Annotated in this window: 19 protein-coding genes; 11 read left to right on the top strand and 8 right to left on the bottom strand. The window is 69.5% G+C overall.

All coding sequences use genetic code 11. The features are described from left to right. Window positions 1-27 precede the first annotated feature (27 nt). The 4 genes from DM194_RS07365 to DM194_RS07350 all read left to right on the top strand — a co-directional run bounded on the left by DM194_RS07365 (window position 28) and on the right by DM194_RS07350 (window position 6,381). Window positions 28-753 carry a protein phosphatase CheZ gene (locus DM194_RS07365; RefSeq protein ID WP_246024138.1) on the top strand — a complete coding sequence of 242 codons (726 nt, stop codon included), beginning with the start codon at window positions 28-30 and terminating at the stop codon, window positions 751-753. 175 nt (window positions 754-928) lie between these two features. Continuing rightward, on the top strand, window positions 929-1,744 hold the full coding sequence (locus DM194_RS07360) for an outer membrane protein assembly factor BamD (RefSeq protein ID WP_111066621.1): 816 nt from the start codon (window positions 929-931) through the stop codon (window positions 1,742-1,744). Between the two features lie 8 nt (window positions 1,745-1,752). Then, window positions 1,753-3,429 carry a DNA repair protein RecN gene (recN, locus tag DM194_RS07355; protein ID WP_111066620.1) on the top strand — a complete coding sequence of 559 codons (1,677 nt, stop codon included), beginning with the start codon at window positions 1,753-1,755 and terminating at the stop codon, window positions 3,427-3,429. Between the two features lie 468 nt (window positions 3,430-3,897). Further along, window positions 3,898-6,381 (top strand): HWE histidine kinase domain-containing protein, encoded by a 2,484-nt coding sequence (locus tag DM194_RS07350; RefSeq protein WP_246024137.1) that lies wholly within the window; start codon window positions 3,898-3,900, stop codon window positions 6,379-6,381. A 44-nt stretch (window positions 6,382-6,425) separates the two neighbouring features. Here the strand turns inward: DM194_RS07350 and DM194_RS07345 are convergent, their stop codons facing one another. From DM194_RS07345 to mltA, 3 genes are read right to left on the bottom strand one after another with little or no spacing between them, the layout of a single operon-like run. Next, entirely contained in the window at window positions 6,426-7,190 is a 765-nt protein-coding gene (locus DM194_RS07345) for a TrmH family RNA methyltransferase (protein ID WP_111066618.1), read from the bottom strand. Between the two features lie 57 nt (window positions 7,191-7,247). Continuing rightward, window positions 7,248-7,790 (bottom strand): GNAT family N-acetyltransferase, encoded by a 543-nt coding sequence (locus tag DM194_RS07340; RefSeq protein WP_246024136.1) that lies wholly within the window; start codon window positions 7,788-7,790, stop codon window positions 7,248-7,250. Between the two features lie 11 nt (window positions 7,791-7,801). Continuing rightward, complete coding sequence (mltA, locus tag DM194_RS07335) at window positions 7,802-8,932, bottom strand: murein transglycosylase A (RefSeq protein ID WP_246024135.1); 1,131 nt, start codon at window positions 8,930-8,932, stop codon at window positions 7,802-7,804. Between the two features lie 405 nt (window positions 8,933-9,337). Between mltA and DM194_RS07330 the strand changes: the two genes are divergently transcribed. The 4 genes from DM194_RS07330 to DM194_RS07315 all read left to right on the top strand — a co-directional run bounded on the left by DM194_RS07330 (window position 9,338) and on the right by DM194_RS07315 (window position 14,237). Then, window positions 9,338-10,723 carry an RsmB/NOP family class I SAM-dependent RNA methyltransferase gene (locus tag DM194_RS07330; RefSeq protein WP_111066615.1) on the top strand — a complete coding sequence of 462 codons (1,386 nt, stop codon included), beginning with the start codon at window positions 9,338-9,340 and terminating at the stop codon, window positions 10,721-10,723. 194 nt (window positions 10,724-10,917) lie between these two features. Beyond that, window positions 10,918-12,426: a leucyl aminopeptidase gene (locus DM194_RS07325; protein ID WP_111066614.1), complete on the top strand. Its 1,509-nt coding sequence runs from the start codon at window positions 10,918-10,920 to the stop codon at window positions 12,424-12,426. Window positions 12,427-12,459: 33 nt separating this feature from the next. Then, window positions 12,460-12,909, top strand: a complete 450-nt coding sequence (locus DM194_RS07320) for a DNA polymerase III subunit chi (RefSeq protein WP_111066613.1) — start codon at window positions 12,460-12,462, stop codon at window positions 12,907-12,909. 107 nt (window positions 12,910-13,016) lie between these two features. Next, window positions 13,017-14,237, top strand: a complete 1,221-nt coding sequence (locus DM194_RS07315; RefSeq protein WP_111066612.1) for an ATP-binding response regulator — start codon at window positions 13,017-13,019, stop codon at window positions 14,235-14,237. Between the two features lie 7 nt (window positions 14,238-14,244). Here the strand turns inward: DM194_RS07315 and DM194_RS07310 are convergent, their stop codons facing one another. Together DM194_RS07310 and DM194_RS07305 are read right to left on the bottom strand one after the other, a co-directional pair. Next, window positions 14,245-15,012 (bottom strand): class II glutamine amidotransferase, encoded by a 768-nt coding sequence (locus DM194_RS07310; RefSeq protein WP_111066611.1) that lies wholly within the window; start codon window positions 15,010-15,012, stop codon window positions 14,245-14,247. A gap of 149 nt (window positions 15,013-15,161) precedes the next feature. After that, window positions 15,162-16,226 carry a DUF2125 domain-containing protein gene (locus tag DM194_RS07305; protein ID WP_246024134.1) on the bottom strand — a complete coding sequence of 355 codons (1,065 nt, stop codon included), beginning with the start codon at window positions 16,224-16,226 and terminating at the stop codon, window positions 15,162-15,164. A 93-nt stretch (window positions 16,227-16,319) separates the two neighbouring features. On the opposite strand from DM194_RS07305, the gene DM194_RS07300 reads away from it, so the two are divergent. The 3 genes from DM194_RS07300 to DM194_RS07290 all read left to right on the top strand — a co-directional run bounded on the left by DM194_RS07300 (window position 16,320) and on the right by DM194_RS07290 (window position 20,970). Next, the gene (locus DM194_RS07300; protein WP_111066609.1) at window positions 16,320-16,925 is read left to right on the top strand and encodes a gamma-glutamylcyclotransferase; all 606 of its coding nucleotides are present in this window, start codon (window positions 16,320-16,322) and stop codon (window positions 16,923-16,925) included. Between the two features lie 180 nt (window positions 16,926-17,105). Next, on the top strand, window positions 17,106-18,785 hold the full coding sequence (locus tag DM194_RS07295) for a methyl-accepting chemotaxis protein (RefSeq protein ID WP_111066608.1): 1,680 nt from the start codon (window positions 17,106-17,108) through the stop codon (window positions 18,783-18,785). Window positions 18,786-18,966: 181 nt separating this feature from the next. Further along, on the top strand, window positions 18,967-20,970 hold the full coding sequence (locus DM194_RS07290) for a M1 family metallopeptidase (RefSeq protein WP_111066607.1): 2,004 nt from the start codon (window positions 18,967-18,969) through the stop codon (window positions 20,968-20,970). Between the two features lie 143 nt (window positions 20,971-21,113). Here the strand turns inward: DM194_RS07290 and DM194_RS07285 are convergent, their stop codons facing one another. From DM194_RS07285 to DM194_RS07275, 3 genes are all read right to left on the bottom strand, one after another. Next, window positions 21,114-22,304 (bottom strand): CobW family GTP-binding protein, encoded by a 1,191-nt coding sequence (locus DM194_RS07285; RefSeq protein WP_111066606.1) that lies wholly within the window; start codon window positions 22,302-22,304, stop codon window positions 21,114-21,116. Further along, window positions 22,274-22,744: a Fur family transcriptional regulator gene (locus tag DM194_RS07280; RefSeq protein WP_111066605.1), complete on the bottom strand. Its 471-nt coding sequence runs from the start codon at window positions 22,742-22,744 to the stop codon at window positions 22,274-22,276. Before DM194_RS07280 ends, DM194_RS07285 begins: the two co-directional genes overlap by 31 nt. A gap of 132 nt (window positions 22,745-22,876) precedes the next feature. Continuing rightward, on the bottom strand, window positions 22,877-24,361 hold the full coding sequence (locus DM194_RS07275; RefSeq protein ID WP_111066604.1) for a cryptochrome/photolyase family protein: 1,485 nt from the start codon (window positions 24,359-24,361) through the stop codon (window positions 22,877-22,879). Window positions 24,362-24,380 lie beyond the last annotated feature (19 nt).

The raw sequence follows: 24,380 nt of genomic DNA, 5'->3' as shown, positions 1-24,380 counted from the left end.
CGAGAGGCGGGACCGAGGATGAAGCAGATGACCAAGCCCTTCATGGCCGAGCTTCAGAAGGCCCGCAAATCCGGGCACCCGTTCCAGGCCCTCATGGAAGACGGTGCCGCCGCCGCGGCGCTGCCGCTGCCGGCCCAGGTGGTCCAGGCCGACAACACCGAGGTTCTGCGTGCCATCGGCGACCTGGGCGCCAAGCTGGACCGCTTCCTGACCATGGACGCGGCGCAGATCGACCAGATCCAGGTGGAGATCGCCGACATCTCCGGCCGCATCAAGGCGACCAAGGTGGAAATGGCGGCCATCCGCCACCCGCTGGCCGGCGACGACAAGTTCCAGCAGGCCAGCCAGGAGTTGAGCGCCGTCGTCGCCGCGACGGAGGCCGCGACCAACACCATCATGGCCTGCGCCGAAGAGCTGGAAGAGGTGGTGTCGGAACTGAAGTCGTCCCTGCCGGAGGGCTATCACAACGACCGCGTCAACGACATGGTCGACGTCATCGTCCGCATCTACGAGGCCTGCAACTTCCAGGATCTGACAGGCCAGCGCATCACCAAGGTCGTCCGCGCCATGTCCTTCATCGAGGAGCGCGTCGACGCCATGATGGGCCTGTGGAACAAGCGCGAGTTCGAGGCGATGCCGCTGCCGCCGTCGGTCACCAAGAAGGACGATGATCTGGATCTGCACGGCCCGGCCGAAGCCACCCCGGACAGCGGCAACATCAGCCAGGCCGACATCGACGCGCTGTTCGGGTAGGGGCGGGGGCGCCCACCCGCTCATCCGCCTCGTCGAATCCCTCTCCCGCCGGTGGGAGGAGGGAATTCCTCCGCTCCTCAAATCCGATTGCCCGGGCCACCCCAGCGTTACCGCTTGCGGCGCCCTCACCCCGGCGTGCTATACAGGGGCAACTTCGAAAGCGCCCAAGACGACGATGCTTCCTCGCCCGTACCGCCTGCCGCTGACGGCCATCCTCCTGTCCGCCGCCCTGACCGCCTGCTCCTCCACCAAGGAGGACGTGTATGTCGAACGTCCGGCCGACCAGCTTCTGTCGGAAGCCGACGCGGCGATGCGCGAGGAGGCCTTCAAGAAGGCCGCGAAGCTCTACGACGAGGTGGAGCGGCAGCATCCCTATTCGGATTCGGCCAGCAAGGCGCAGCTTCTTGCCGCCTACGCCCATTACCAGGATCTGAAATACGACGACGCCATCCTGGCGCTCGACCGCTTCATCCAGCTTCATCCGGGCAGCCCGGACGTCGATTACGCCTATTACATGCGGGCGCTGTGCTATTACGAGCAGATCACCGACGTCCGCCGCGACCAGCGGATGACCCGGCAGGCGCTCGACGCCCTGTCGGAGGTGGCGCGCCGTTTCCCGGACAGCCAATACGCCCGCGACGCGCGGCTGAAGATCGACCTGACCAACGACCACCTTGCCGGCAAGGAAATGGAGGTCGGTCGCTTCTACCTGCGTCAGCATCAGTATACCGCCGCGATCAACCGCTTCCGCGTCGTCGTTGAAAATTACCAGACCACGTCCCATGTGGCGGAGGCGCTGCACCGGCTGGTGGAGTGCTATCTGGCGCTGGGCGTGACCGACGAGGCGAAAGCCGCCGCGGCCGTGCTCGGCCACAACTTCCCCGGCAGCGAATGGTACACGGACAGCTACGCACTGCTGGTGGACGCCAATCTGCGTCCCGAGCGAAACGAGAAGTCGTGGATCAGCAAAGCCTGGAACTCCCTGTTCTAGGACGCTCCATGCTCGTGTCGCTGACGATCCGGGACGTCGTCCTGATCGAGCGGCTGAGCCTGTCCTTCCGCAAGGGCCTGTGCGCCCTGACCGGCGAGACCGGCGCCGGCAAGTCGATCCTGCTCGACGCGCTGGGGCTGGCGCTGGGCGCTCGGGCGGATTCCGGTCTGGTGCGCCATGGCGCCGATCAGGCCTCCGTCACCGCGGAATTCGAGCTGTCGGGCGACCACCCGGCCTTCGCCATCCTCAAGGAGCAGGGTCTGGACGCCGATTCCGGCGACGGCGCGCTGGTGATCCGCCGCACCGTCAACACCGACGGCCGCAGCCGCGCCTGGGTGAACGACCAGCCGGTCGGCGTCGGCCTGCTGAAGACGCTGGGCGCCGAGCTGGTCGAGGTGCATGGGCAGTTCGACACCCACGGCCTGCTGAACCCGCAGACCCATCGCGGGGTGCTCGACGCCTATGCCGGGCTGTCCGCCCAGGCGGCGCAGGTCGCCGCAGCGCACCGCGCCTGGAGGCAGGTCGAGGACGCGCGCCATTCCGCCGCCGCCGACATCGCCCGTGCCCGTTCCGAGGAGGAATATCTCCGCCACGCCGTGGCCGAATTGGACGCGCTCGCCCCCAAACCCGGCGAGGAGGAGGAGTTGTCGGAGACCCGCGCGGTGCTGATGCACCGGGAAAAGCTGGTCGACGGCATGAACGCCGCCTATGCGGAACTGTCGGGCGACCGCGGCGTCGAACGGGCGCTGGCCTCGGCCATCCGCACGCTGAGCCGCATCGCCGACCGGGCCGGCGGCACGCTGGACCCGGTGATCGCCGCGCTCGACCGTGCCGCGACCGAGGCGGGGGAGGCCATCGCCGCCCTGCAGACCGCCTCCAGCAGCGTCGACATGGACCCCCGCGCGCTGGAAAAGCTGGAGGAGCGGCTGTTCGCGCTGCGCGCCGCCGCCCGCAAGCATGGCGTGGACGTGGACGCCTTGGCGGCTCTGCGCGAAGAGATGGCCGGCCGCCTGCTGTTGATCGAGGATCAGGGCGACCTGCTGGCCAAGCTGGCGAAGGAGGCCGAGCAGGCCCGCGCCACCTTCCACAAGGCCGCCGAGACGCTGAGCGCCGCCCGCCGCGAGGCCGCCGGCCGCCTGGACGTCGCGGTCGCCGGCGAACTGGCGCCGTTGAAGATGGAAAAGGCGAAGTTCCGCACGCTGGTCGAGCCGCTCGACGAGGCGGAATGGAACGCGTCCGGCATCGACCGCGTCGCCTTCCAGGTCGCGACCAACCCCGGCTCCCCGCCGGGTGCGCTGAACAAGATCGCGTCGGGCGGCGAGCTGGCGCGCTTCATGCTGGCGCTGAAGGTGGTGCTGGCCCAGACCTCCACCGTCGGCACGCTGGTGTTCGACGAGGTGGACACCGGCATCGGCGGCGCCGTCGCCGCCGCGGTGGGCGAGCGGCTGGAAACGCTGGGCCATGGCCTGCAGGTGCTGGTCGTCACCCATAGCCCGCAGGTCGCTGCGCGCGGCGCCGTTCACCTGAAGGTGCAGAAGTCGCAGAAGGGCGAGCAGGTCACCACCGGCGTCGCCGAACTCGACGGCGACGAGCGGCGGGAGGAGATCGCCCGCATGCTGTCGGGCGCCACGGTTACCGCCGAAGCCCGCGCCGCGGCCGACAGCCTGATCGCCGGCCGCGGCTGATCCTCCTCCATCCGGCCCGACGATTTTCGAACCTGCAGCCTGCCGTCGGGGCAGGGCCGCCGGCCCGCCATGCCCGTGTGCCGTCCCCGCCCTTGCCGGCGCCGGACGGCACTGCGCAGGCGGCGATTCGCGGTTGCGAGGGTCATCGGAATAGCCCTAGGAATTGTTGGTAATAAAAGCCAGGCATAACGAAATCATGCGCGAAATCATGCGCCAAGCACTTCCCTGCTTATCCTATGTTAAGTTAACGCGGATTAATTAGAACATAGGAATAGCCAATTTGGAGCGTTGCGGCGCACCATTGTCCTGCCTAAATTGTTTATCAAATCCCTTGGCAGGGCGTGACAAGCGCCACTGGTCTAGCTACCGCTTGAGGTCGCTTTTGTCCGAAATCTTTGCTCGATGAGCAGCCCTGTTCCTTCGGGGTCTGTCGACCTCACCGATTGCGACCGGGAGCCCATTCATCAGTTGGGTCTGATCCAGCCCACCGGCTTCCTGATCGCCGTCACGGCCGATTGGATCGTCCTGCACGCCTCCGCCAATATCGGCCAATGGCTGGGGGTGGAGCCCGAGGATTTGCTCGGCATGCCGCTGTCGCGCGTCATCGCCATGGACGCGCTGCACACCATCCGCGGCAGGCTGCAGGTGGCCCACATCAACGGCAGCGTCGAACGCGCCTTCGGCGTCACCCTGTCGGCAACCGTCCCGGTCTGCGACGTCGCCGTCCATCTCTCCGGCTCGACCATCGTGATCGAGGCTGAACCCAGCGAAGGCGAGGGGCCGCAGGATTCCGGGTCGCTGCTTCGCTCCATGCTCGGGCGGGTCCAGAATACCCGCGGCTTCGACGCCTTCTGCCGCGAGGCGGCGCGCCAGATGCGGGCGCTGACCGGCTTCGACCGGGTGATGGTCTACCGCTTCGACGCCGACGGCGCGGGGGAGGTGATCGCCGAATCGGCGGTGCACGGCATCGGCAGCTTCCTCGGCCAGCGCTATCCGGCCTCCGACATCCCGCAGCAGGCCCGGCGCCTGTACGAGCGCAACTGTCTGCGCGGCATCGCCGACGTCGACGCGGTGCCGGTGCCGGTGGTGCCGGCGCTCGACCCCACCGGCCAGCCGCTGGACCTGTCGCTCTGCCTGTTGCGCAGCGTCTCGCAGATCCATGTCGAGTATCTGCGCAACATGGGGGTCGGCGCCTCGCTGTCCGTGTCGATCCTGCGGCACGGCAAGCTGTGGGGCCTGTTCGCCTGCCACCACCGGCAGGCGCGCTCGCTGTCCTTCGAACTGCGCACCACCGCCGAACTGTTCGGGCAGATGGTCTCGCTGCTTCTGGAAGGGCGGGAGCGCGAGCAGGAGGACCAGAGCGAGGCGCAGGTGCGCCGCGCCCATGTCCGCATCATGTCGATGCTGGCCGACAGCGAATCGCCGCTGGACAGTCTGGTCACCTTCGCCAGCGAACTGCGCGCTCTGATCCACTGCGACGGCTTCGCCTGTTGCATCGACGGTCAGCTGCAGATGGAGGGCGAGACGCCGACGCGGGAGGAGACGCTGGGCGTCATGCGTTTCCTGCACCGGACGCCGCCCAGCAAGGTCTATCTCACCGACCGGCTGGGATCCGTCCATCCGCCGGCCCGCGACTTCACCGAACGCGCCTGCGGCCTGCTCGCCATACCGGTGTCGCGCTCGCCGCGCGATTATCTGGTCTTCTTCCGCAAGGAACTGGTCCGCACCGTCACTTGGGCCGGCGATCCGTCGAAGCCGGCGCAGTACGGCCCCAACGGCCCGCGCCTGACCCCGCGCAAGAGCTTCGAGGCCTGGAAGGAGACCGTGCGCGGCCGGTCGCAGCCCTGGAGCGAGCTTGACCAGCGCAGCGCCGAATCCTTGCGGGTGACGCTGCTGGAGGTGGTTCTGCGGCTGGCCGACGTCGCCGGCCGCACCCGCAAGGAGGCGACCGAGCGGCAGGAGTTGCTGATCGCCGAATTGAACCACCGGGTCCGCAACATCCTCAGCCTCGTCCGCGCGCTGGTGCGCCAGAGCGAGAGCGGAGCGGAAACGGTGCAGCACTTCGCCGCCATCGTCGCCGCCCGCATCGAGGCGCTGGCCCGCGCCCATGACCAGATCACCGCCGACAACTGGGGACCGGCCGCGCTGCGCGCCCTGATCGCGGCGGAGGTCGGCGCCTACCTGTCGGCCAGCAGCGAACGGGTGCGGCTGACCGGCCCCGACGTTCTGCTGGCGCCCCAGGCTTTTTCCGTCTTCGCCTTGGTGGTGCATGAACTGACGACCAATTCGGCCAAGTACGGCGCGCTCAGCGACGGCGGCGGGTGGGTCGAGGCCGACTGGTCGCTCGACGAGGGCGGGCGGCTGCTGATCGAGTGGCAGGAGCATGGCGGCCCGCCGGTGCGCCCGCCGTCCCGCACCGGATTCGGCACCACGGTGATCGAGCGTTCCGTCCCGCACGACCTGAAGGGCGAGGCGGAAGTAAGCTATGCACTGTCCGGCCTGCGGGCGCGCTTCATGATCCCGGCGCAATTTGTGACCGTGGCCGACAGCCTGCCCGATGCCGGACGGCGCAGCCTGCCCGTGCCGGCGGCCGACTTCTCCATTGGCGGCCCGGTGCTGCTTCTGGAAGACAACATGATCATCGCCATGGCGACGGAGGACGTGCTGCTGAGCTTCGGCGCCAGCCGCGTCAACACCGCCGCCGGCGTCCGCCACGCCTTGCGCCTGCTGACCGACGATCCGCCGGTGGTCGGCGTGCTGGACATCAACCTCGGCAACGAGACCTCGGTCGCCGTCGCCGACCGGCTGCGGGAACTGGGCATCCCCTTCGTGTTCGCGACCGGCTATGGCGAGGCCGCCGCGGTGCCGGAACGCTTCGCGGACGTGCCGGTGCTGAAGAAGCCCTACGGGTCGGACCAGGTGGTGCAGGTGCTGGCTTCGGTGATGGGGTAAGGGGGTACGGGATTCTCGCCGGGTCAGGGCGGGGCAATCGAAGCCTAACCCCTCACCGCCGCATACCGCGCGAACAGCGCCACGCTGACCGCCACGGTGGCGTTCAGCGACTCCACCGCGCCCGTCGTCGGCACCGACAGCCGCGTCGCCGGGCAGTCCGCCGGCACGCCCTGGCCTTCCTCGCCCAGGATCAGCCGCATGTCCGCCGGCCAGTCGAAGCGGGTCAGATCCTCGCCGCCGCCGTCCAGCGCATAGAGCGGCCCCGCCGCCTCGTTCACCGCGCTCCAGCGCGGGCCGCGCAGCAGGGTCAGCGCGAACTGCGCGTTGGACGCCGCGCGCAGGCATTTGGGGTGGAAGGGATGCGCCGCCCCCTCCAGCAGCACGATCCGCGACACGCCGAAGGATGCCGCACTGCGCAGCAGGGCGCCGAGGTTGCTGGGATCGCCCAGCGCGCAGAGAAGCTCCAGCCCCCGCGGCGGCTGCGACAGGTCGATTGCCGGCATCTTCGGCACCGCGCCGACCAGCAGCGGGAAGCCGGTGCCCGACACGTCCAGCGCCCGGAACAGGGCGGGGGCGAGTTGCACCGGCTCCACCCCCGGCGGCAGGCGCCAGCCGGCGATCTGCGCCGGGTCGGTGAACAGGATGCGCTCGAAGCGGCCGGGATGCTGGCGCAGCGCCTCCGGCACCGTCTTCAGCCCGGCCAGCAGGAACTTGCCGTTCTTCTTCAGCCCACGGCTTTCCAGCGCCGACTCCCAACGCTTGAACTGCGGATTCTGCGGGCTTTCGATCAGCAGGGGCGGGCGGGTCATGGCAACGGGCTTTCCGGCAGGGAGATGCCTCTGCCTAGCACAGCCATGCCGGTGAAGTCAGGTATCCAGGCGCCGGCCCAGGAACAGCAGCGGCCCGCGCTGGCAGGCGTCGGTGAAGCCGGCACGCTGGTAGAATCCGACATTGCGGGCGAAGACGGCGGTGACCAGATGCACGCCGGGCAGGCCGTCGGACCGGCAATCCTCGGCGAAGCGGTCGACCAGACGGCGGCCCAGCCCATGGTCCCGCCAGCCCGGCCGGACATTCACATGGAAATGGGCGGGGTAGGCGGTGAAATGATCGGCGAAGACCTCGTATTTCGGGATGCGCCGCGCCAGTTCGACCGAGCCCGCGCTGTCCTTGCAGCCGGTGAGATAGCCGACGACCAGACCCTCGCCCGCCAACGCCATCCAGATGTCGCGCGGCGCTTCCGCCACATACCAGCCGGTCCAGGTGTCGAGGAAGGCGGCGCGTTCGGCCGGGGAGGCGAACTCCGTCCGGGTGGTGGAAGCGAAGAAGATCTCCACCAACGCCGCCAGCGCCGCGTCCCGGCCGGGCAGGGCGGTCAGGCGCTCCAGCCGGATATCCCCGCCTGCGGTCATCGCCTCCGCGGTCATCGCCGCTGTGCGGTCTCGACCGACAGGTTGCGCGGAGCCAGCATGGTGTAGCGGCCGCGCGCCTTCATCACGCCGGCCCCTTCCTCCGCCTGCGGGCCGTGGCCCCAGAACAGGTCGCCGCGCACCGGACCCTTGATGGCGCCGCCGGTGTCCTGCGCCACCACCAGCCGGTTGATGGCGCCGCCCGGCACCGGGGCGTCGCGCACCTCCAGCCACAGCGGCACGCCCAGCGGGATATGCGCCGCATCCACCGCAAGGCTGCGGCCGGGCGTCAGCTCCATGTTGCGGGCGCCGCGGGCGCCGACCTCGGGTTTCACCTTGAAGAAGACGTAGGAGGGGTTGAGGTTCATCACCCGCTGGGCCTCGGCCGGATTGTCCTTCAGCCAGCGGCGGATCAGCTGCAAGGACATCTGCTCCGGCGTGGCGTCGCCACGGTCGATGATATGGCGGCCGATGGGGTAATAGCCATGGCCGTTCTGGCCGCCGTAATGGATGCCGACCACCGACCCGTCGGCCATGACCGCCCGGCCGGAGCCCTGGATTTCCAGGAAGAAGGCATCGATGGGGTCGTCCACCCACATCAGTTCCAGCCCCTTGCCTTTCAGCGCGCCGGCTTCGATCCGGGCGCGGCTGGGCAGCCGGTGCTTGCCGCGCGGCGGCATGCGGTAGAGCGGGACGTTGTAGCGCTCGGTGCGCGTCCAGCTGCCGCGCAGCTCGATCTCGTAATAGCCGGTGAACAGGCCGTCCTCGCCGTTGCTGACGTCGCGGGGGGCGAAGAAGGCCTCGAAGAAGCGGCGCGCCGCCTCGCTGTCTCCGGGGGCGAGGTCACGGGCGGCGGCGCAGATGGCGCGCCAGTCGTCGGTGGTGCCGGCGGCGTGCAACGGCCCCAGCGGCTTGCCTGGCGGCTGGTTCCTGACCCAGCCGCAGGTGCGCTGCACGGCGGGAACCGCCAGGGCATGGTCGTCGTCGACCCAGCCGGCGAGATGGCGGAAGTCCGGCGCCACCTGATCGAGAGACGGCCGCTGCGAGACCCGGCGCTGCCCCTCGACCGCCGGGGTGGTTCCGGCGCAGGCCGCCAGCGTCGCCAGCAGGCCGGCGGCCAGCGACAGCCTGCCGGCCCGCTTCAAGATACGCGCACACGCCATCCCAACCGCAGCCGCCATCGCGCACCCCGCCGCAAAAAATTCCGTCATGTCGCACAGAGGCCCCGCCGCCCGCCGGCCATTGGGCCGGCCCGGTCACGGCAAGGTCACACCACCCGATCGTTTGTGCCGGTGGTTACCTCGAACCGTCAATCCCCAACCCGCACTTTCGGCTAGGTCGCGGCCGGTTGTCACGGGGGGCGGGAGCGGAGCGGCGCCGCCCGAGTCGCGGTATGGGCAGCCGCGCGGCGGGGACACGTGACAGCGCGCGGCAAACGCGGTATCGACAGCCCATACGCGAAGGACCGCCCGAAGCCCGGATCATCGACCCGGAACATGCCGGCCCCGGTCCTGTTCGCCGCCATGTGACACCCCAAGGGACCAGACGCCATGACACCCGCCGCCCGCCTCCAGGCGGTCATCGATCTGCTGACCGAGATCGACGAGACCCCTCGCCCCGCCGACGCGGTGATGAGCGCCTATTTCCGCAACCGCCGTTACATCGGGTCGAAGGACCGCACCGCCGTCGCCCAGATGGCCTACGCGATCCTGCGCCGCCACGCGCGGCTCGGCTGGTGGATCGAATGGGCCGGCTACGAACGTCCCACGCCGCGCGCCCGTGTGCTGGCCTATCTGCTGCTGGAAGAGAACCGCAACGCCGGCGTGGTGCTGGAGATGTTCAGCGGCGGCAAGTTCGCCCCCGCCCGCCTGACCGAAGGCGAACTGGCGATGGTCGGCAAGCTGGAAAGCCACACCATGGACCACCCCGACATGCCGGAGACGGTGCGGGTGGAGTGTCCCGAGTGGGCGGAGGGGCCGATGCGCGCCTCGCTCGGCGACCGTTTCGGGGTGGAGATGGAAAAGCTGCTGGAGGCGGCGCCGCTCGACCTGCGCATCAACCCGCTGAAGGCGAACCAGCAGAGCGCCATCAAGGCGCTGGCCAAGGCGCAGATCACGGCGGAGACCACGCGCTGGTCGCCGCTGGGCCTGCGGGTGAAGGGCCGGCCGCCGTTGGGCAGCGTCGACGCCTTCAAGGACGGCCTGGTGGAGATCCAGGACGAGGGCTCGCAGCTGGTGGCGTTGGCCGTCGCGCCGAAGCCCGGCCATCAGGTGGTCGATTTCTGCGCCGGGGCCGGCGGCAAGACGCTGGCCGTCGCGGCGCTGATGAAGAACAAGGGCCGCGTCGTGGCCTGCGACGTGCTGGACAAGCGCCTGAAGCGCGCGGCCGAGCGGTTCCGCCGCGCCGGCCTGCACAACATCGAGGCCCATCCGCTGACCAGCGAGCGCGACCCCTGGGTGAAGCGCCACAAGCGCAAATTCGACCGCGTGCTGGTCGATGCTCCCTGCTCCGGCACCGGCACCTGGCGCCGCAACCCGGATGCCCGCTGGCGCCAGCTGGGGCCGGGGCTGGAGCAGCTGCTGCCGCTTCAGGCCAACATCCTGGACAGCGCCGCGCGTCTGGTGAAGCCGGGCGGCCGGCTGATCTACGCCACCTGCTCCATGCTGCATGACGAGAACGAGGCGCAGGTCGAAGCCTTCCTGCAAACCCACCACGACTTCATCGTGAAGCCGGTCGCCGAGGTGTGGGCGGAGGAGGAAGCCGGCACGCCGCCGCCGGTCGAAGGCCCGTACCTGCGCCTGACTCCGGCCCGTCACGACACCGACGGCTTCTTCGCCGCCGTGCTGGAACGCCGCGCGGAAGAGAGCGTATCCGAGGTCGCTCTGGAGCAGGGGGAGGTCGATCCGGTCGAGCTGGGCAAGGCGATCGATGCGTGAGTGAGGGGGGCTGAGTTAGACCCCTACCCCATCCCTCCCCCGCCCAGCGGGGGAGGGATGGGGTAGGGCCGACGCAGCGAAGCGCCAACTCACCCGCTCTTGACAGCCGGGGTGGCGCGCTCCTTATCGGTGGGGTAGGCTTTCCGCTGCCGAATTCGCCCGGGCATATCCGCCCCACCTCCCAAGAGGACCAGATGAAGTTCTCCTTCGCCAAGCCGTCCCTGCCTGCGTCCGGCGTGCTCGCCGTGACCGTCGCCGCCGACCGCAGCCTCGGCCCGGTCGGGCGCGAGCTCGATCAGAAGACCGGCGGGGCGCTGGCCCGCGCCATGGCCGCCGCCCGCTTCAACGGCAAGAAGGACGAGACGCTGACGCTCCTCGCCCCGGCCGGGACCGATCTCGACCGCATCCTGCTGGTCGGCATCGGCAAGGGGGCCGATCTGACCGACCTGATCCTGCAGTCCGCCGGCGGCGCCATCGCCGTGGCCCTGGACAAGGCCACGGAAGAGGCGGCGCTGCTGGTCGAGCTGCCGGAAGGCGCCACGCAGTCGGCCGCCGCCGCCGCGGCCGAGATCGCCTTCGGCGCGCAGCTGCGCAGCTACAAGTTCGACAAGTACCGGACCAACGACCGGAAGGCCGACAAGAAGGAGCCGAAGCCGAGCCTGCGCAAGCTGACGCTGCTGGTGGAGGACGACGGCGCCGCCAAGGCCGCCTTCAAGAAGCTGGACACGCTGGCCGACGCCATCCGTTTCACCCGCGATCTGGTGTCGGAGCCGGCCAACGTCATCTATCCGGAAAGCCTCGCCGAGAAGACGAAGGAGCTGGAGCAGTTCGGCCTCGAGGTCGAGATCCTCGACCAGAAGAAGCTGAAGAAGATCGGCATGGGCGCCCTGCTGGGCGTGGCGCAGGGCAGCGCCTTCGAGCCGCGCGTGGTCGTCATGCGCTGGAACGGCAACCCGGAGGCCGACGACAAGCGCCCGGTCGCCTTCATCGGCAAGGGCGTGACCTTCGACAGCGGCGGCATCTCGATCAAGGGTGCGGCCGGCATGGAGGACATGAAGTGGGACATGGGCGGCTCGGCCACCGTGATCGGCACCATGTACGCGCTCGCCGCCCGCAAGGCGAAGGTCAATGCCATCGGCATCGTCGGTCTGGTGGAGAACATGCCGTCCGGCACGGCGCAGCGTCCCGGCGACATCGTCACCTCGCTGTCGGGCCAGACCATCGAGGTCATCAACACCGACGCCGAAGGGCGCCTGGTGCTGGCCGACTGCCTGTGGTACGCGCAGGACGTCTACAAGCCCAAGCTGATGATCGACCTCGCCACCCTGACCGGCGCCGTCATCGTCGCGCTGGGCCATGAGCATGCCGGCCTGTTCGCCAACGACGACGACCTCGCCACGAAGCTGACGGCCGCCGGCCTGAAGGTGGGCCAGCCGGTATGGCGCATGCCGCTGGGCGACGGCTACGACAAGGAGATCGAATCGCCGGCCGCCGACATGAAGAACACCGGGTCGGGCGGCGGCGCCGGCAGCATCGTCGGCGCGCAGTTCCTGAAGCGCTTCGTCAACGACGTGCCGTGGGCCCACATCGACATCGCCGGTGTCGCCTGGGCGAAGAAGGACAGCGCCACGGTGCCGAAGGGCGCCACCGCCTTCGGCGTGCGCCTGCTCGACCGCTTCGTGGCGGACTTCCACGAGGAGTGATCGGGGGATCATGTTTGAGCGCGTGAAGGAGCCATGACCGAAGTCCGCTTCTACCACCTGCAACGGCGCACGATGGAGCAGGCGCTGCCCAAGATCCTGGAGAAGGTTCTTGAGCGGAACTGGCGCGCCGTCGTGCTCGCCGGCTCGGCGGAGCGGGTGGACATGCTGAACCAGCATCTGTGGACCTACGATCCCGGCTCCTTCCTGCCGCACGGAGCGGCGCGCGACGGCTTCGCCGACAAGCAGCCGGTGTGGCTGACCGACACCGACGAGAACCCCAACGGCGCCACCGTGCTGGTCACGGTGGACGGCTGTGTCAGCGACCGGATGGACGGCTTCGACCTCGTCTGCGACCTGTTCGACGGCAACGACGACGAGGCGGTGCTTGCCGCCCGCCAGCGCTGGAAGGCCTGCAAGGCCGCCGGCCACGCCCTGACCTATTGGCAGCAGAACGAGCGCGGCGGCTGGGAAAAGCGCGCCTGACCGCGGCGGTGCCGCGGACCGCGTTTCCTGATCATTTCGATTGCATTTGATCCGTTCAAGGGCAAATCTGAATGCCCGTGTGGATGGTCAAAGGTGCAAGCTCCCCTATGAACAGGAGCCAGTTCGACCCGGCGCTCGCGCAGCAGGTCAGGGACGCCAGCATCCTGATCGTGGACGACAACCAGTCCAACGTCGACCTGCTGCGCGAAATCCTGAGCCATGACGGATACACCCGCGTCGTCGGCGAGACCGATCCGCGCAAGGTGCCGGCTCTCTGCGCCGCCGAGGCGTTCGACCTGCTGCTGATCGACATCCGCATGCCGCACATGAGCGGCTTCGAACTGATGGAGCGGCTGAAGCCGGTCTTCGGCGACGACTACGTGCCGGTCCTGGTGCTGACCGCCCAGACCGACCAGGACACCCGGCGCAAGTCGCTGGAACTGGGCGCCAACGACTTCCTGACCAAGCCGTTCATCGCCTGGGAGTTGCTGCACCGGGTCCGCAACATGGTGGAGATCCGCAAGCTCTACCGCCGCGCCGCCGAGCAGAACCGCGAACTGGAACACCGGGTGTCGGAGCGCACGGCCGAACTGTCGGACGCGCTGGAGGCGGCGCGCAAGGCGGACCGCGCCAAGCTGGATTTCCTGGCGGTGATGAGCCACGAGCTGCGCACGCCGCTGAACTCCATCATCGGCTTCGCCGACGTGCTGGCGGGGGAGGGGATGGGCAAGCTGGGCCACCCCGACTATCTGGAATATGTGAAGCTGATCGAGGAGAGCGGCCGGTCGCTGCTGACCATGGTCAACAACATCCTGGACTACACGCGCGGCTCGACCGGCTCGATCGAACTCCAGGAGAGCGACGTCAACATCCCCCAACTGCTGAACGGCTGCGCCGAACTGCTGGCGCAGAAGGCTTCGGTCAAGCAGCTGGCGGTTGCGGTGCATCCCTGCACGGCCTTCCGCATGCGGATCGACCGCCGCCGGCTGCGCGAGATGGTGCTGAACCTGCTGGACAACGCGGTGAAGTTCACCCAGCCCGGCGGCCAGGTGGCGCTGGTGGTGGAGGACCGCGACAATTTCGTCGGGCTGACCGTGCGCGACGACGGCCCCGGCATCCCGGCCGAGCTGATGGGCCGCCTCTTCAACCCCTTCACCCAGGCCGAGCGCTCGCTGGTCCGCCAGCATGAGGGCGTCGGGCTGGGCCTGCCCATCGTCCGGCGCTTCGCCGAACTGCATGGCGGCGGCGTCGAGGTGGACAGCGTGCCGGGCCGGGGGACGGCGGTGACGATCCTGCTGCCGAAGGAGCGGCTTCTGGGGGACAGTTGACCCCCCTTCAATGGAACCTGAACATCTCCGGTGCCGCGCCGACGCGCGCGACCAGCCCGCCGCCGGGTGGGACCGGGCGCCATTGGTCGCGTTGGGAATCGACCGGTTCCGACACCACGATCAGGCCGTTGTCGCCGCGCCTCCAGTAGAGGCTGGGCGGCTTGTCGTCCGACGCCCAGCGCACGGCCCAGATCCGGTCGCCGTCGGTCCAGGTCGCGGTGAAACGCAGGGGAGAGGTGATGTCCAGCGCCCGCATCTCGTCGCGGATGGCGTGCAGGACGCGTTGGAAGGCGCCGACCGAATCCCGCTCCAACCCCTGGCCCAGGGCGGCGAGGAAGATCGCCTCGCTGTCGGTGGTGCCGGTACGGGCGCTGTACAGCTCGTCCGGGATCATCGCCTCCACCTTGCGGCGCAGGCGGGGCCAGTCGCCGACCTGCCCATTGTGCATGAACAGGAAGCGCCCGGCCTTGAAGGGATGGCAGTTGGCCCGGCTGACCGCGGTGCCGGTGGCCGCCCGCACATGGGCGAAGAACAGGCGGGAGCGGACATGGCTGCAGATCGACTGCAGGTTCTCGTCCGACCAGGCCGGGCGGATCTCGCAGTAACGGCCGGGCTCGGTCCGCTCGCTGTACCAGCCGACGCCGAAACCGTCACCGTTGGTTCCGGTCTTCGCCTCCGTGGCGTGCATCGACTGTTCGATCAGGGAATGGCAGGGCGTGCAGACCAGCGTTTCCAGGAACACAGGTTCGCCGCAATAGGCTAGGAACCGACACATCGACCGACGCACCATGGCAGCCGCGACAGGAGCTGCGTCAATCTGACCCGATGCCGGGGGTGAAACAAGGGGGCGGGGTCACGGATCCGTCACGCCGCCCCGCTGGTGTGGCATTTCCGCCGGTCCGGCGCAGGCGTGACCCGCCTTCGTCACCACACGAGCATGGGCAGGGCCGCGACGCGCAGCGGGCCGACGAACAGGAAGCGATCCTGCACGGTGACGGGGGCGGTGACCACCGGCTCGCCGTTCGGACCGGTCGGGCGGGCCAGCATGGTCAGGACGGTGCGGGCGATGGCGGCCTCGTTCGGGCGCATCATCGGCCTCACCGCGTCCAGAATGGCGGGAGCGCCGCGGATCTCGGCGGTCAGCGCCGCCTGGGGCTGCAACTGCGCGTCCAGCGCCAGCGTGCCCGACAGCACCGCCCCCAGCGGCCCCCAGTCCAGCGCCAGCCGATCGACCTCGACCGTGCCGCCGTCGCGGCTCCAGGCCGACAGGCTGGCCGGTTCGGGGCGGGGCGGGGCTCCCATCACGCGCAGCGTCACCTCGGTCCGCTTCACCTCGCGGCCCAGCGTCGGCACCATGCCGTCGGGCAGGGTCAATCCGTCGGCGGAGAGCGTCAGGGTCAGGCCGGCGGTGGTGTGTTCGGCCGGCGGCTGGTCCGGTTGGGCGGCGGCGACGTCCAGGGCGGCGACCGGCACCGCCTGTCCGGCGACCTGCGCGGTCAGGCCGGTGAAGCGCAGGGCCAGCCGCTCCAGCGTGCCCGACATCCGCATGGTCACGTCGCCGCTGCCGCCCTGCGGGGCCAGGATGTCGATCGGCGGCTGACCGGGCTGCACCACCGAAAGCCGCTGTTCGCCGGGCAGGGTCAATGCGATACGGGTGGGGTTCCAGGGAGCCGCCTCCGCCACCAGTCGCGTGCCCTGCCATTCGGCGCCGCGGGTGGCCAGATGCGGCTTCTCCAGCTCCGCCCGCAGGGCGAAGGGGAAACCGCCGACGGTCAGGCCGCCATGTTCCACCACCGCCCCGTTGTCGCGCTGTGCGGACACCCAGTCCTCCAGGCCGTTGCGCACGGCATGGGCAGCCTGCTGCCACCACAAGGTATAGGCGACGGCCGGCAGCAGCAGGATCATCAGCACGAGAATCGTGGCGATCCTGCGCCCGGTCAGCAGGCGGCGGGGGGCGGAAGTGGTGGGGGTGGGGCGCATCGGTGGCATGTCCGTTCCATCTCCGTACCCTTATAGCGGCCCCGGAAGTCGCATGCTAGGTTTGGGCGTCGCCGATTCGCCTCTGGACATCCTTCATTCTCCATGGCTCCCGATCAGCAGCTTCCGCGTCCCGCCTGGTCCGCCGACATCGCGGTCGACCCCGGCAGCGACCTTTGGGTGTTCGGCTATGGCTCCCTGATGTGGAATCCCGGCTTTCCCTTCGCCGAGCGGCATGCGGCGACGCTGCCGGGCTATCACCGCAGCTTCTGCGTCGCCTCCCACCGCTACCGCGGCACGCCCGAGCGGCCGGGACTGGTCCTGGGGCTCGACCGCGGCGGCTCATGCCGCGGCATCGTCTTTCGGGTGGCGGCGGCGGACGTGCCCGTGGCGCTCGACTACCTGTGGGAGCGGGAGATGGACAACCGCGTCTATCTGCCGAAGCTGCTTCAGGTGCGCCTGCGCGGCGGCCGGTCGGCCGAGGGGCTGGAGACGGTGCGGGCCTGCTGTTTCGTCGTCGACCGCAACCATCCCCAATATTGCCGGGGCATGGACGAGGCTGCGGTCGTTTGTCGCATCGCCGGCTGCCGCGGCCAGCGCGGACCCAACATCGATTACTTGGCGAACACAGTCCGACATCTGGATGAGCTGGGGATTCGCGACGAAAAGTTGTCAAGGCTGTATGATTTGGTGCGTCATTATCCGAGTTGACCTATGCCTGGGCAAGTGCGCGCAGAGCCGTTGCAGAAAAAGTGATCATTTGCTTCAGACTTTTTTCGACTTGTGACGCGGCTCCGAAATCCGCCTGCGGATCATGTCTGAATTGTACAGTTTTGACACTGGCCAACCGGTTCAATAGACTCCGAACTGTCTTTCCGGGAGGTCGTTTGAATGCAAAACATCAGCATAAGAAAAAAATTTCTCACCATTTCCGCAGTCATGCTCTGCGCGATAATTGGCCTCGCAACGATCCTTCTGTCATCTCTTCGCGATACCCAAGAGGAAAGCAGCCGGGAACGCGTTCAGTCCATCGTTGAGGTGGCAATCGGCGCGATCAAAGATTTTGAGGCGCGCGCCGCCAATGGGGAAATGACGCTGGACGCCGCCCGTCTGGCGGCGCGGAACGCGGTCCGTGCGATGCGGTATGATGGAGACGAATATCTGTTCGTCACAGACATGGACTCGCGCATCGAAGTTCACGGCGGAAATCCGCGGATCGAAGGCCAGAACCTCGGAAGTTTCAAGGATCCGAACGGTGTTCCCTTCGCGCAGCTTCTGGTGGAGGCGGCGCGCAAGGGCGGCGGTTACGTGTCCTATTCCTGGCCCAAGGCGGGGCAGACGGTGCCCAGCCCCAAGATCGCCTATGCGCAGATGACGCCGGGTTGGAAGTGGGTGGTCGGCACCGGGGTCTATGTCGACGACATCGAGGCGGATTTCCGGCGCCACGCGATCCAGGCCGCTCTGCTCGGCGGCGTGCTGGGTGTCGGTGCGCTGCTGCTGTCGCTGTGGATCGCGCGCTCGATCACCCAGCCGCTGTCGCGTCTGACCGTGGCGATGCGCCGGCTCGCCGACGACGATCTGGATGTGGAGGTCACCGACGGCGGCCGGCGCGACGAGATCGGGCAGATCGCCGTGACGGTCGGCGTCTTCAAGGAGCACGGCCTGGAGAACCGCCGGCTGCGCGCCGAGCAGGAGGAACTGCGGGCGAAGGCTGAGGCGGAACGGGTCGCCCTGCTGTCCAGGCTGGCCGACGGGTTCGAACGGTCGATCGGCGAGGTGGTGCGGCAGGTGGCGGCCTCGGCCGGCACCATGCGCCAGACCGCCCAGTCGCTGACCGCCAGCACCGACAGCGCGGCGACCCGCAGCACCGCCGCCGCCCAGGCCGCCGAGGAAGCGGCGGTCAGCGTCAACACAGTCGCCGGGGCGACCGAGGAACTGTCCAGCTCCATCGGCGAGATCGGGCGGCAGGTCGGCGCCTCCAACGACGTGGCGAACCAGGCGGTCGCCGAGGCCAACAAAACCAACGAGGTGATGAACGGACTCGTCCGGGCGGCCAACGAGGTCGGCGAGGTGGTGAACCTCATCAACTCCATCGCCGGGCAGACCAACCTGCTGGCGCTGAACGCCACCATCGAGGCCGCCCGCGCCGGTGAACACGGCAAGGGCTTCGCCGTCGTGGCCAGCGAGGTGAAGGGGCTGGCCAACCAGACCGCCCGCGCCACCGAGGACATCCAGCGGAAGATCGCGGAAATCCAGCAGGCCACCAACGTGGCGGTGGGGGCGATCCACGACATCGGCGAGGTGATCGGTGAGATGACCAGCATCTCCAGCGCCATCGCCGCCGCGGTGGAACAGCAGGGTGCGGCCACGCGCGACATCTCCGCCAACGTCCATCAGGCGGCCCAGGGCGCGCAGGTGGTTTCCGTCAACGTCGCCGGCGCCAGCGAGGCGACCACCGATGCCGGCGCCAAGGCCAACGAGATGCTGGACGAATCCAGTCATCTGACCGGTGTCGCCGACCGTCTGCGCGGTGAGGTCGACGGCTTCCTGGCGAGCATCCGCGCCGCGTAATACCGGTGAACGCTTGAACTGACCTTTCAAGCGTTCGCCGGACGCCGTGACGGCGGCGGCGCGCCCCTTGGCGCGGCAAAGCCTGCGTGGCGTTTGAACGCAATACGGCAGGTCAATTCCTCGGCCTGCCGGAATGAGGAGGCGCTGGCGCAGCGCTCGTCCGCGGCCCATCTTGAGGGGCATGACGACCCTGCGCATCCGGGCCCTGGCCCTGGCGGGGGCGGCGCTGGTCCTGGGCGTGATCGCCCCGGCCGGCGCCGCCCCGCTTCACCACGACATCGACCTCACGCTCGACCCCGCCGCCGGCCGGCTGGAGGTGGTGGACCGGCTGACCCTGGCGGGGGGCGCGCAGTCGCTGCGGCTCGATCCCGCTTTGACCCTGCACGAGCTGCGGGTAGGCGACCGCGCGGTTCCGCTCGACCGGCGCGGCGACCAAGTGCGGCTGGTGGTGCCGGAGGGAGGCGGACCGGTGACCATCCGCTATGGCGGGCGTCTGCCGGGCTTCACCGCCGGGACCGCAGTTGCCTTGGACGGGGAGGGCGCCTTCCTGCCGGGTCAGGGCGGCTGGCTGCCCGAACCCGGGGCCGATCCGGCCGGCGATGGGGACGGGCCGCCCAGCTGGCGGCTGACGCTGCGGGTTCCGGCGCCCTATGTCGCCGTCGCCACCGGGCGGCTGGTGGAGGAGGGGCGCGACGCCGCCGGCTACCGCGCCGTGTTCGAGGAAACCCGCAGCGTCGAGGAGCCTTCCGTCTTCGCCGGCCCGTGGACGGTCGAGGAGCGGATGGCCGGGGCCTTGCGCCTGCGGCTCTACCGCCATTCCGAGCAGACCGGGCTGGCCGACGGCTATCTCGCCCTGTCGGAGCAGGCCATCGCCGCCGGTGCCGCCCGCATCGGCGCCTATCCCTTCGACGGTTTCAGCATCGTGTCGGTTCCGCCGCCAGTGGGCCTGGGTTTTCCGGGGCTGACCGCCATCGGCCGTTCCGTCCTGCCGCTGCCCTTCATCCGCAGCCAATCGCTGACCCACGAGATCATGCACAACTGGTGGGGCAACGGCGTGCGCGTGGGGACCGGCGGCAACTGGGCGGAGGGGCTGACCACCTACATGGCCGATTATGCCGCCGCGCGCGACCGCGGCGCCGACGCGGCGCGGGCGATGCGGCTGGACTGGCTGCGCGACTATGCCGCCCTGCCGGCCGAGCGCGACCGTCCGCTGACGGAGTTCCTTTCAAAGACGCATGATGCCTCGCAGATCGTCGGCTACGGCAAGGCGGCGATGCTCTTCCACATGCTGGAGGCGGAGATCGGCCGCGACGCCTTCGACGCCGGCATAAGGCGGTTCTGGAGCGAGCACGCCTTCCGCGATGCCGGCTGGTCCGACCTGCGCCGCGCCTTCGAGGCGGCGTCCGGCCGCGACCTCGGCGGGCTGTTCGCGCAATGGCTGGAGCGACGGGGAGCGCCGTTGCTGACGCTCGTCGATGCACGCGCCGACATTGGGGCGGATGGCGAGGGCGTGCTGCTGACCCTGCGGCAGGAGGCCGACCGGCCCTATGCCCTGACCGTGCCGGTGCGGCTGGAGACGGCGGCGGGGGCAGGGGCGGGAGTGGAGAATCACAGCGTCCGTTTCGACGTGAAGGAGGCGACGCTGCGCATTCCGGCCGGCGCGGCGGTGCGGGCGGTGTCCGTCGATCCCGATTTCGATCTGTTCCGCCGGCTGGCTCCGGGCGAGGCGCCGCCGATCCTGCGTGACGTCACCCTGCGCCCCGGCGCCGAGCGGGTGATCGCCGCCGAAGGAGAAGCGGCGGAGGCGGCGCGGGCGCTGGCCGGGCGGCTGATGGACGGTGCCGGCCGGGAGGGCAGGGGCCGGCAGGGCGGGGGCGGAAGTGTGCCGGTGCTGGTGATTGGGACCGACGCGGCGGTGGCGCGGGAACTGGAGCGGCGCGGGTTGCCGCCGGTCCCGGCGGAGTTGGCCGGACGGGGCAGCGCGCGGGTTTGGGTATCGCGCGCGACGGATGGGCGGACGGCGCTGGTGGTGTCGGGCGCCGATGCCGCCGCGCTGCAGGCGCTGCTCCGGCCGCTGCCGCATTACGGACGGCAGAGCTGGCTGGTGTTCGACGGGGCGAAGGCGACGGATCGCGGGGTTTGGGCGGTCGGCGACAGTCCGCTGCGGCGGGTGGTGGCGCGGTGAGGGTGGGGTGATGTCGGCTGACGATGCCCCCACCCCAACCCTCCCCCGCTTCGCGGGAGAGGGAGTAAGTGCTTTTAGGAAAAAAGTAGCGGCAGTCCCTCCCCCGCCTAAGGGGGGAGGTCAGGTGGGGCATCGTCAGCCCTTTACTCCGCCTCGTTCCCCTCGCCCCAGACCAGCCCGTTGAACAGCGGCTCGATCACCGGCTGCCCGATGTCGCGGGTGATGAAGACCAGCTTGGTGCGGTGGTCGTCGCTGGGCCAGTCCTCCAGGCGGACGGGCGGGTGGAACATGTGCTGGACGCCGTGGACGACCACGGGCAGCTCGCTTTCCTTGACGTTCAGCAAGCCCTTCACCCGCAGCAGATTCTCGCCGGCCTGGGCGATCAGCGCCTCCATGAAGTCGACGAAACCGTTCCACGGAATCGGCCGGTCGATCACCATGCAGAAGGCGCGGATATGGTCGTCATGACGGTTGGCGTCGTGGTGATGGTGGTCGTGGCCGCAGTCGGCGCCGCAATGGTCGCCATGGTCGTGATCGTGATGATCGTGCCCGTGGTCATGACCATGACCATGACCATGACCATGGTGCCCATGCCCGTGACCTTTGGCATGTTCGTCGCGATAGGCCTCCTCGCGCAGCCAGCGGGCGACGTCGGGGCTCTTGGTCTCGGGATTGTAGAGGCCGGCGTCGAACAGCCGCTTCGGGTCGATCTCGCCATGGGCGGCGGGAAGGACCGGGGCGGCCGGGTTGATGGCGGCGAGGCGCTGCATCAGGGCGGCCGTCGCCGCCGGGGTGGCGACGTCGGTCTTGGTCAGGACGATGCGGTCGGCGACGGCGGCCTGCTTCACGCTTTCCGGCTGGCGGTCGAGCTGGAGCGAGCCGTGCGCCGCGTCCACCGTGGCGATCACGCCGTCCAGGCGGAAACGGGCGGCCAGCAGCGGGTCGGACATCAGGGTGTGGATGATGGGCGCGGGATCGGCCAGCCCGGTCGTCTCCACCACCACCCGGTCGAAATCGGGGATCTCGCCCTTCACCCGCTTCAGGAACAGGTCGCGCAGGGTGTCAACCAGATCGCCGCGGATGGTGCAGCACAGGCAGCCGCTGTCCATCAGCACCATGTTCTCCGACGCCTTGGCGACCAGCAGATGGTCGAGCCCGACCTCGCCGAACTCGTTGATGACGATGGCGGTGCGCGCCATGGCCGGATTGCGCAGCAGCGCCTGCAGCAGCGTGGTCTTGCCGCTGCCGAGGAAGCCGGTCAGCACCGAGACGGGAAGGCGGGCGGGACTTGCGGCGGGAGCGCTCAACGGGGGTTCTCCTGACAGGATTTGCACAGGCCGTGCACCTCGACGGTGGGGCGCTGGACACGGAAGCCGCGCTCGGCCGCCGCGGTGACGATCGCCGAGCCGACGCCCGGATCGTCGATCTCGGCCGCATCGCCGCAACCGTCGCACACCAGGAACTGCCCGGAATGGACGTCTCCCGGCGCGGCGCAGCCGACATAGGCGTTCAGCGATTCGATGCGGTGGACCAGCCCCTGTTCGACCAGGAATTCCAGCGCGCGGTAGACGGTCAGCGGCGCCGCCGCCTTGCCGTCCTGCTGGCTGAGATCCTCCAGGATCGCGTAGGCGCCGCGCGGCCGGTGGCTGGACCACACCAGCTCCAGCACACGGCGGCGCAACGCGGTCAGCCGCGCGCCCCGCTCGGCGCACAGCGCGTCGGCACGGGTCAGGGCGTCGGCGATGCAGTGGGCATGGTCGTGAAGTGCGGACATGGTGTTACTTTATAACGCTCCTGCCCGCGACGCAACGCGCATGGAAAAGGCCGCCCCGGGCCGCTTGGGGGAAGGTGGCAACAGGGCGCGCCCGTTTGCGGGCAAGCCGATGACCCTTCGGTGAGGATCAGGTCAGGACGCCTTGTCGATCCGCCCCTTGCGCTCGTTGTAGAGCGCCAGCGCACGGTCGCGGGCGGCGCCATGGTCGAGGATCGGCCGCGGGTAATCCTCGCCCAGCCGGATGCCGGCCTGCCGCAGCACCTCGGTCGGTGCGGCCCAGGGCCGGTGGATCCAGCGCGGCGGCAGCCGGTCCAGTTCGGGCACGAAACGGCGGACGTAATCGCCCTGGGGATCGAACTTCTCGCCCTGCAGGACCGGGTTGAAGACGCGGAAGAAGGGGGAGGCGTCGGCGCCGCATCCCGCCACCCATTGCCAGTTGCCGGCATTCTGGGCGAGGTCGGCATCGACCAGCGTGTCCCAGAACCAGCGCTCCCCCTCCTGCCAGGGCAGCAGCAGATCCTTGACCAGGAAGGACGCCACGATCATCCGCACCCGGTTGTGCATCCAGCCGGTCTCCCACAGCTGGCGCATGCCGGCATCGACGATGGGATAGCCGGTGCGCCCGCGCTGCCACGCCTGCAGGCCCGCGGCATCCTCGCGCCAGGGGAAATCGGCGAAGCGGGGATCGAGCGGGCTGTCGGGCAGTTCCGGCGCGTGGTGCAGCAGATGGTACTGGAACTCGCGCCAGCCGAGTTCGCGCAGGAAGGAATCGATGCCGGACGCCAGTTCCGGCCGGGCGTCGGCGGCGTGGCGGGCGGCGTGCCAGACCTGCCGCGGCCCGATCTCCCCGAAGGCCAGATAGGGCGACAGGGCGGAGGTGCCGTCGCTGTCGGGCCGGTCGCGTTCGGTGGCATAGGCGCCGACCGGCCCGTCGAGGAAATCGGCCAGATGGGACAGCGCCGCCGCCTCGCCCGGAACCCAGCGCTTGCGCAATCCCGGCGCCCAGTCGGGCTTCGCCGGCAGCAGGCCCCAGGAGTCGAGCGGATCGCCGGCCGGTGCCTTGTCCGGCGCCTTCAGTTCCGATGGCGCCCGGGTGGGCAGCGGCGGGGTCAGCGTGGCCGACAGGTGACGCCAGAAGGGGGTGAAGACCTTGAAGGGGCCGCCGCTCTTGTTGCGGACGGTCCAGGGCTCGGCCAGCAGGGCGGCGTTGAAGCTGCGGGCATCGACGCCGCGCGCCTTCAGCCGCTCCTTGATCGCGGCGTCCCGCGCGGTCCGGGCGGGGATGTAGCGGCGGTTCCACAGCACGCACTCCGCCCCGGTCTCCTCCACCAGCGCTTCCAGAACCGCGCCCGGTTCGCCCCGGCGCAGCAGCAGCGGCGAGCCGTGGCGGGCGCAGCAGGTGGCGAGCCGCTCCAGGCTGCCGTGCAGCCACCAGCGCTGCGCCCCGCCGAGCGCCCAAGGATCACCAGCCGGATCGCCGGTCTCCTCCTCCAGGATATAGAGCGGGATGACCGGGGCGCCGCGTTCGGCCGAGGCCTGGGCGGCGGCGGTCAGCGCCGGGTTGTCGGCAAGGCGCAGGTCGTTGCGGAACCAGACGACGATGGGGGAGGCGGACATGCACGGTGCTCGGTTGGAC

The sequence above is a fragment of the Azospirillum ramasamyi genome (assembly GCF_003233655.1).
Lineage (GTDB): Bacteria > Pseudomonadota > Alphaproteobacteria > Azospirillales > Azospirillaceae > Azospirillum > Azospirillum ramasamyi.
Note: the sequence above shows the minus strand (reverse complement) of the source record. Positions and strands in the feature narration are given on the sequence as shown.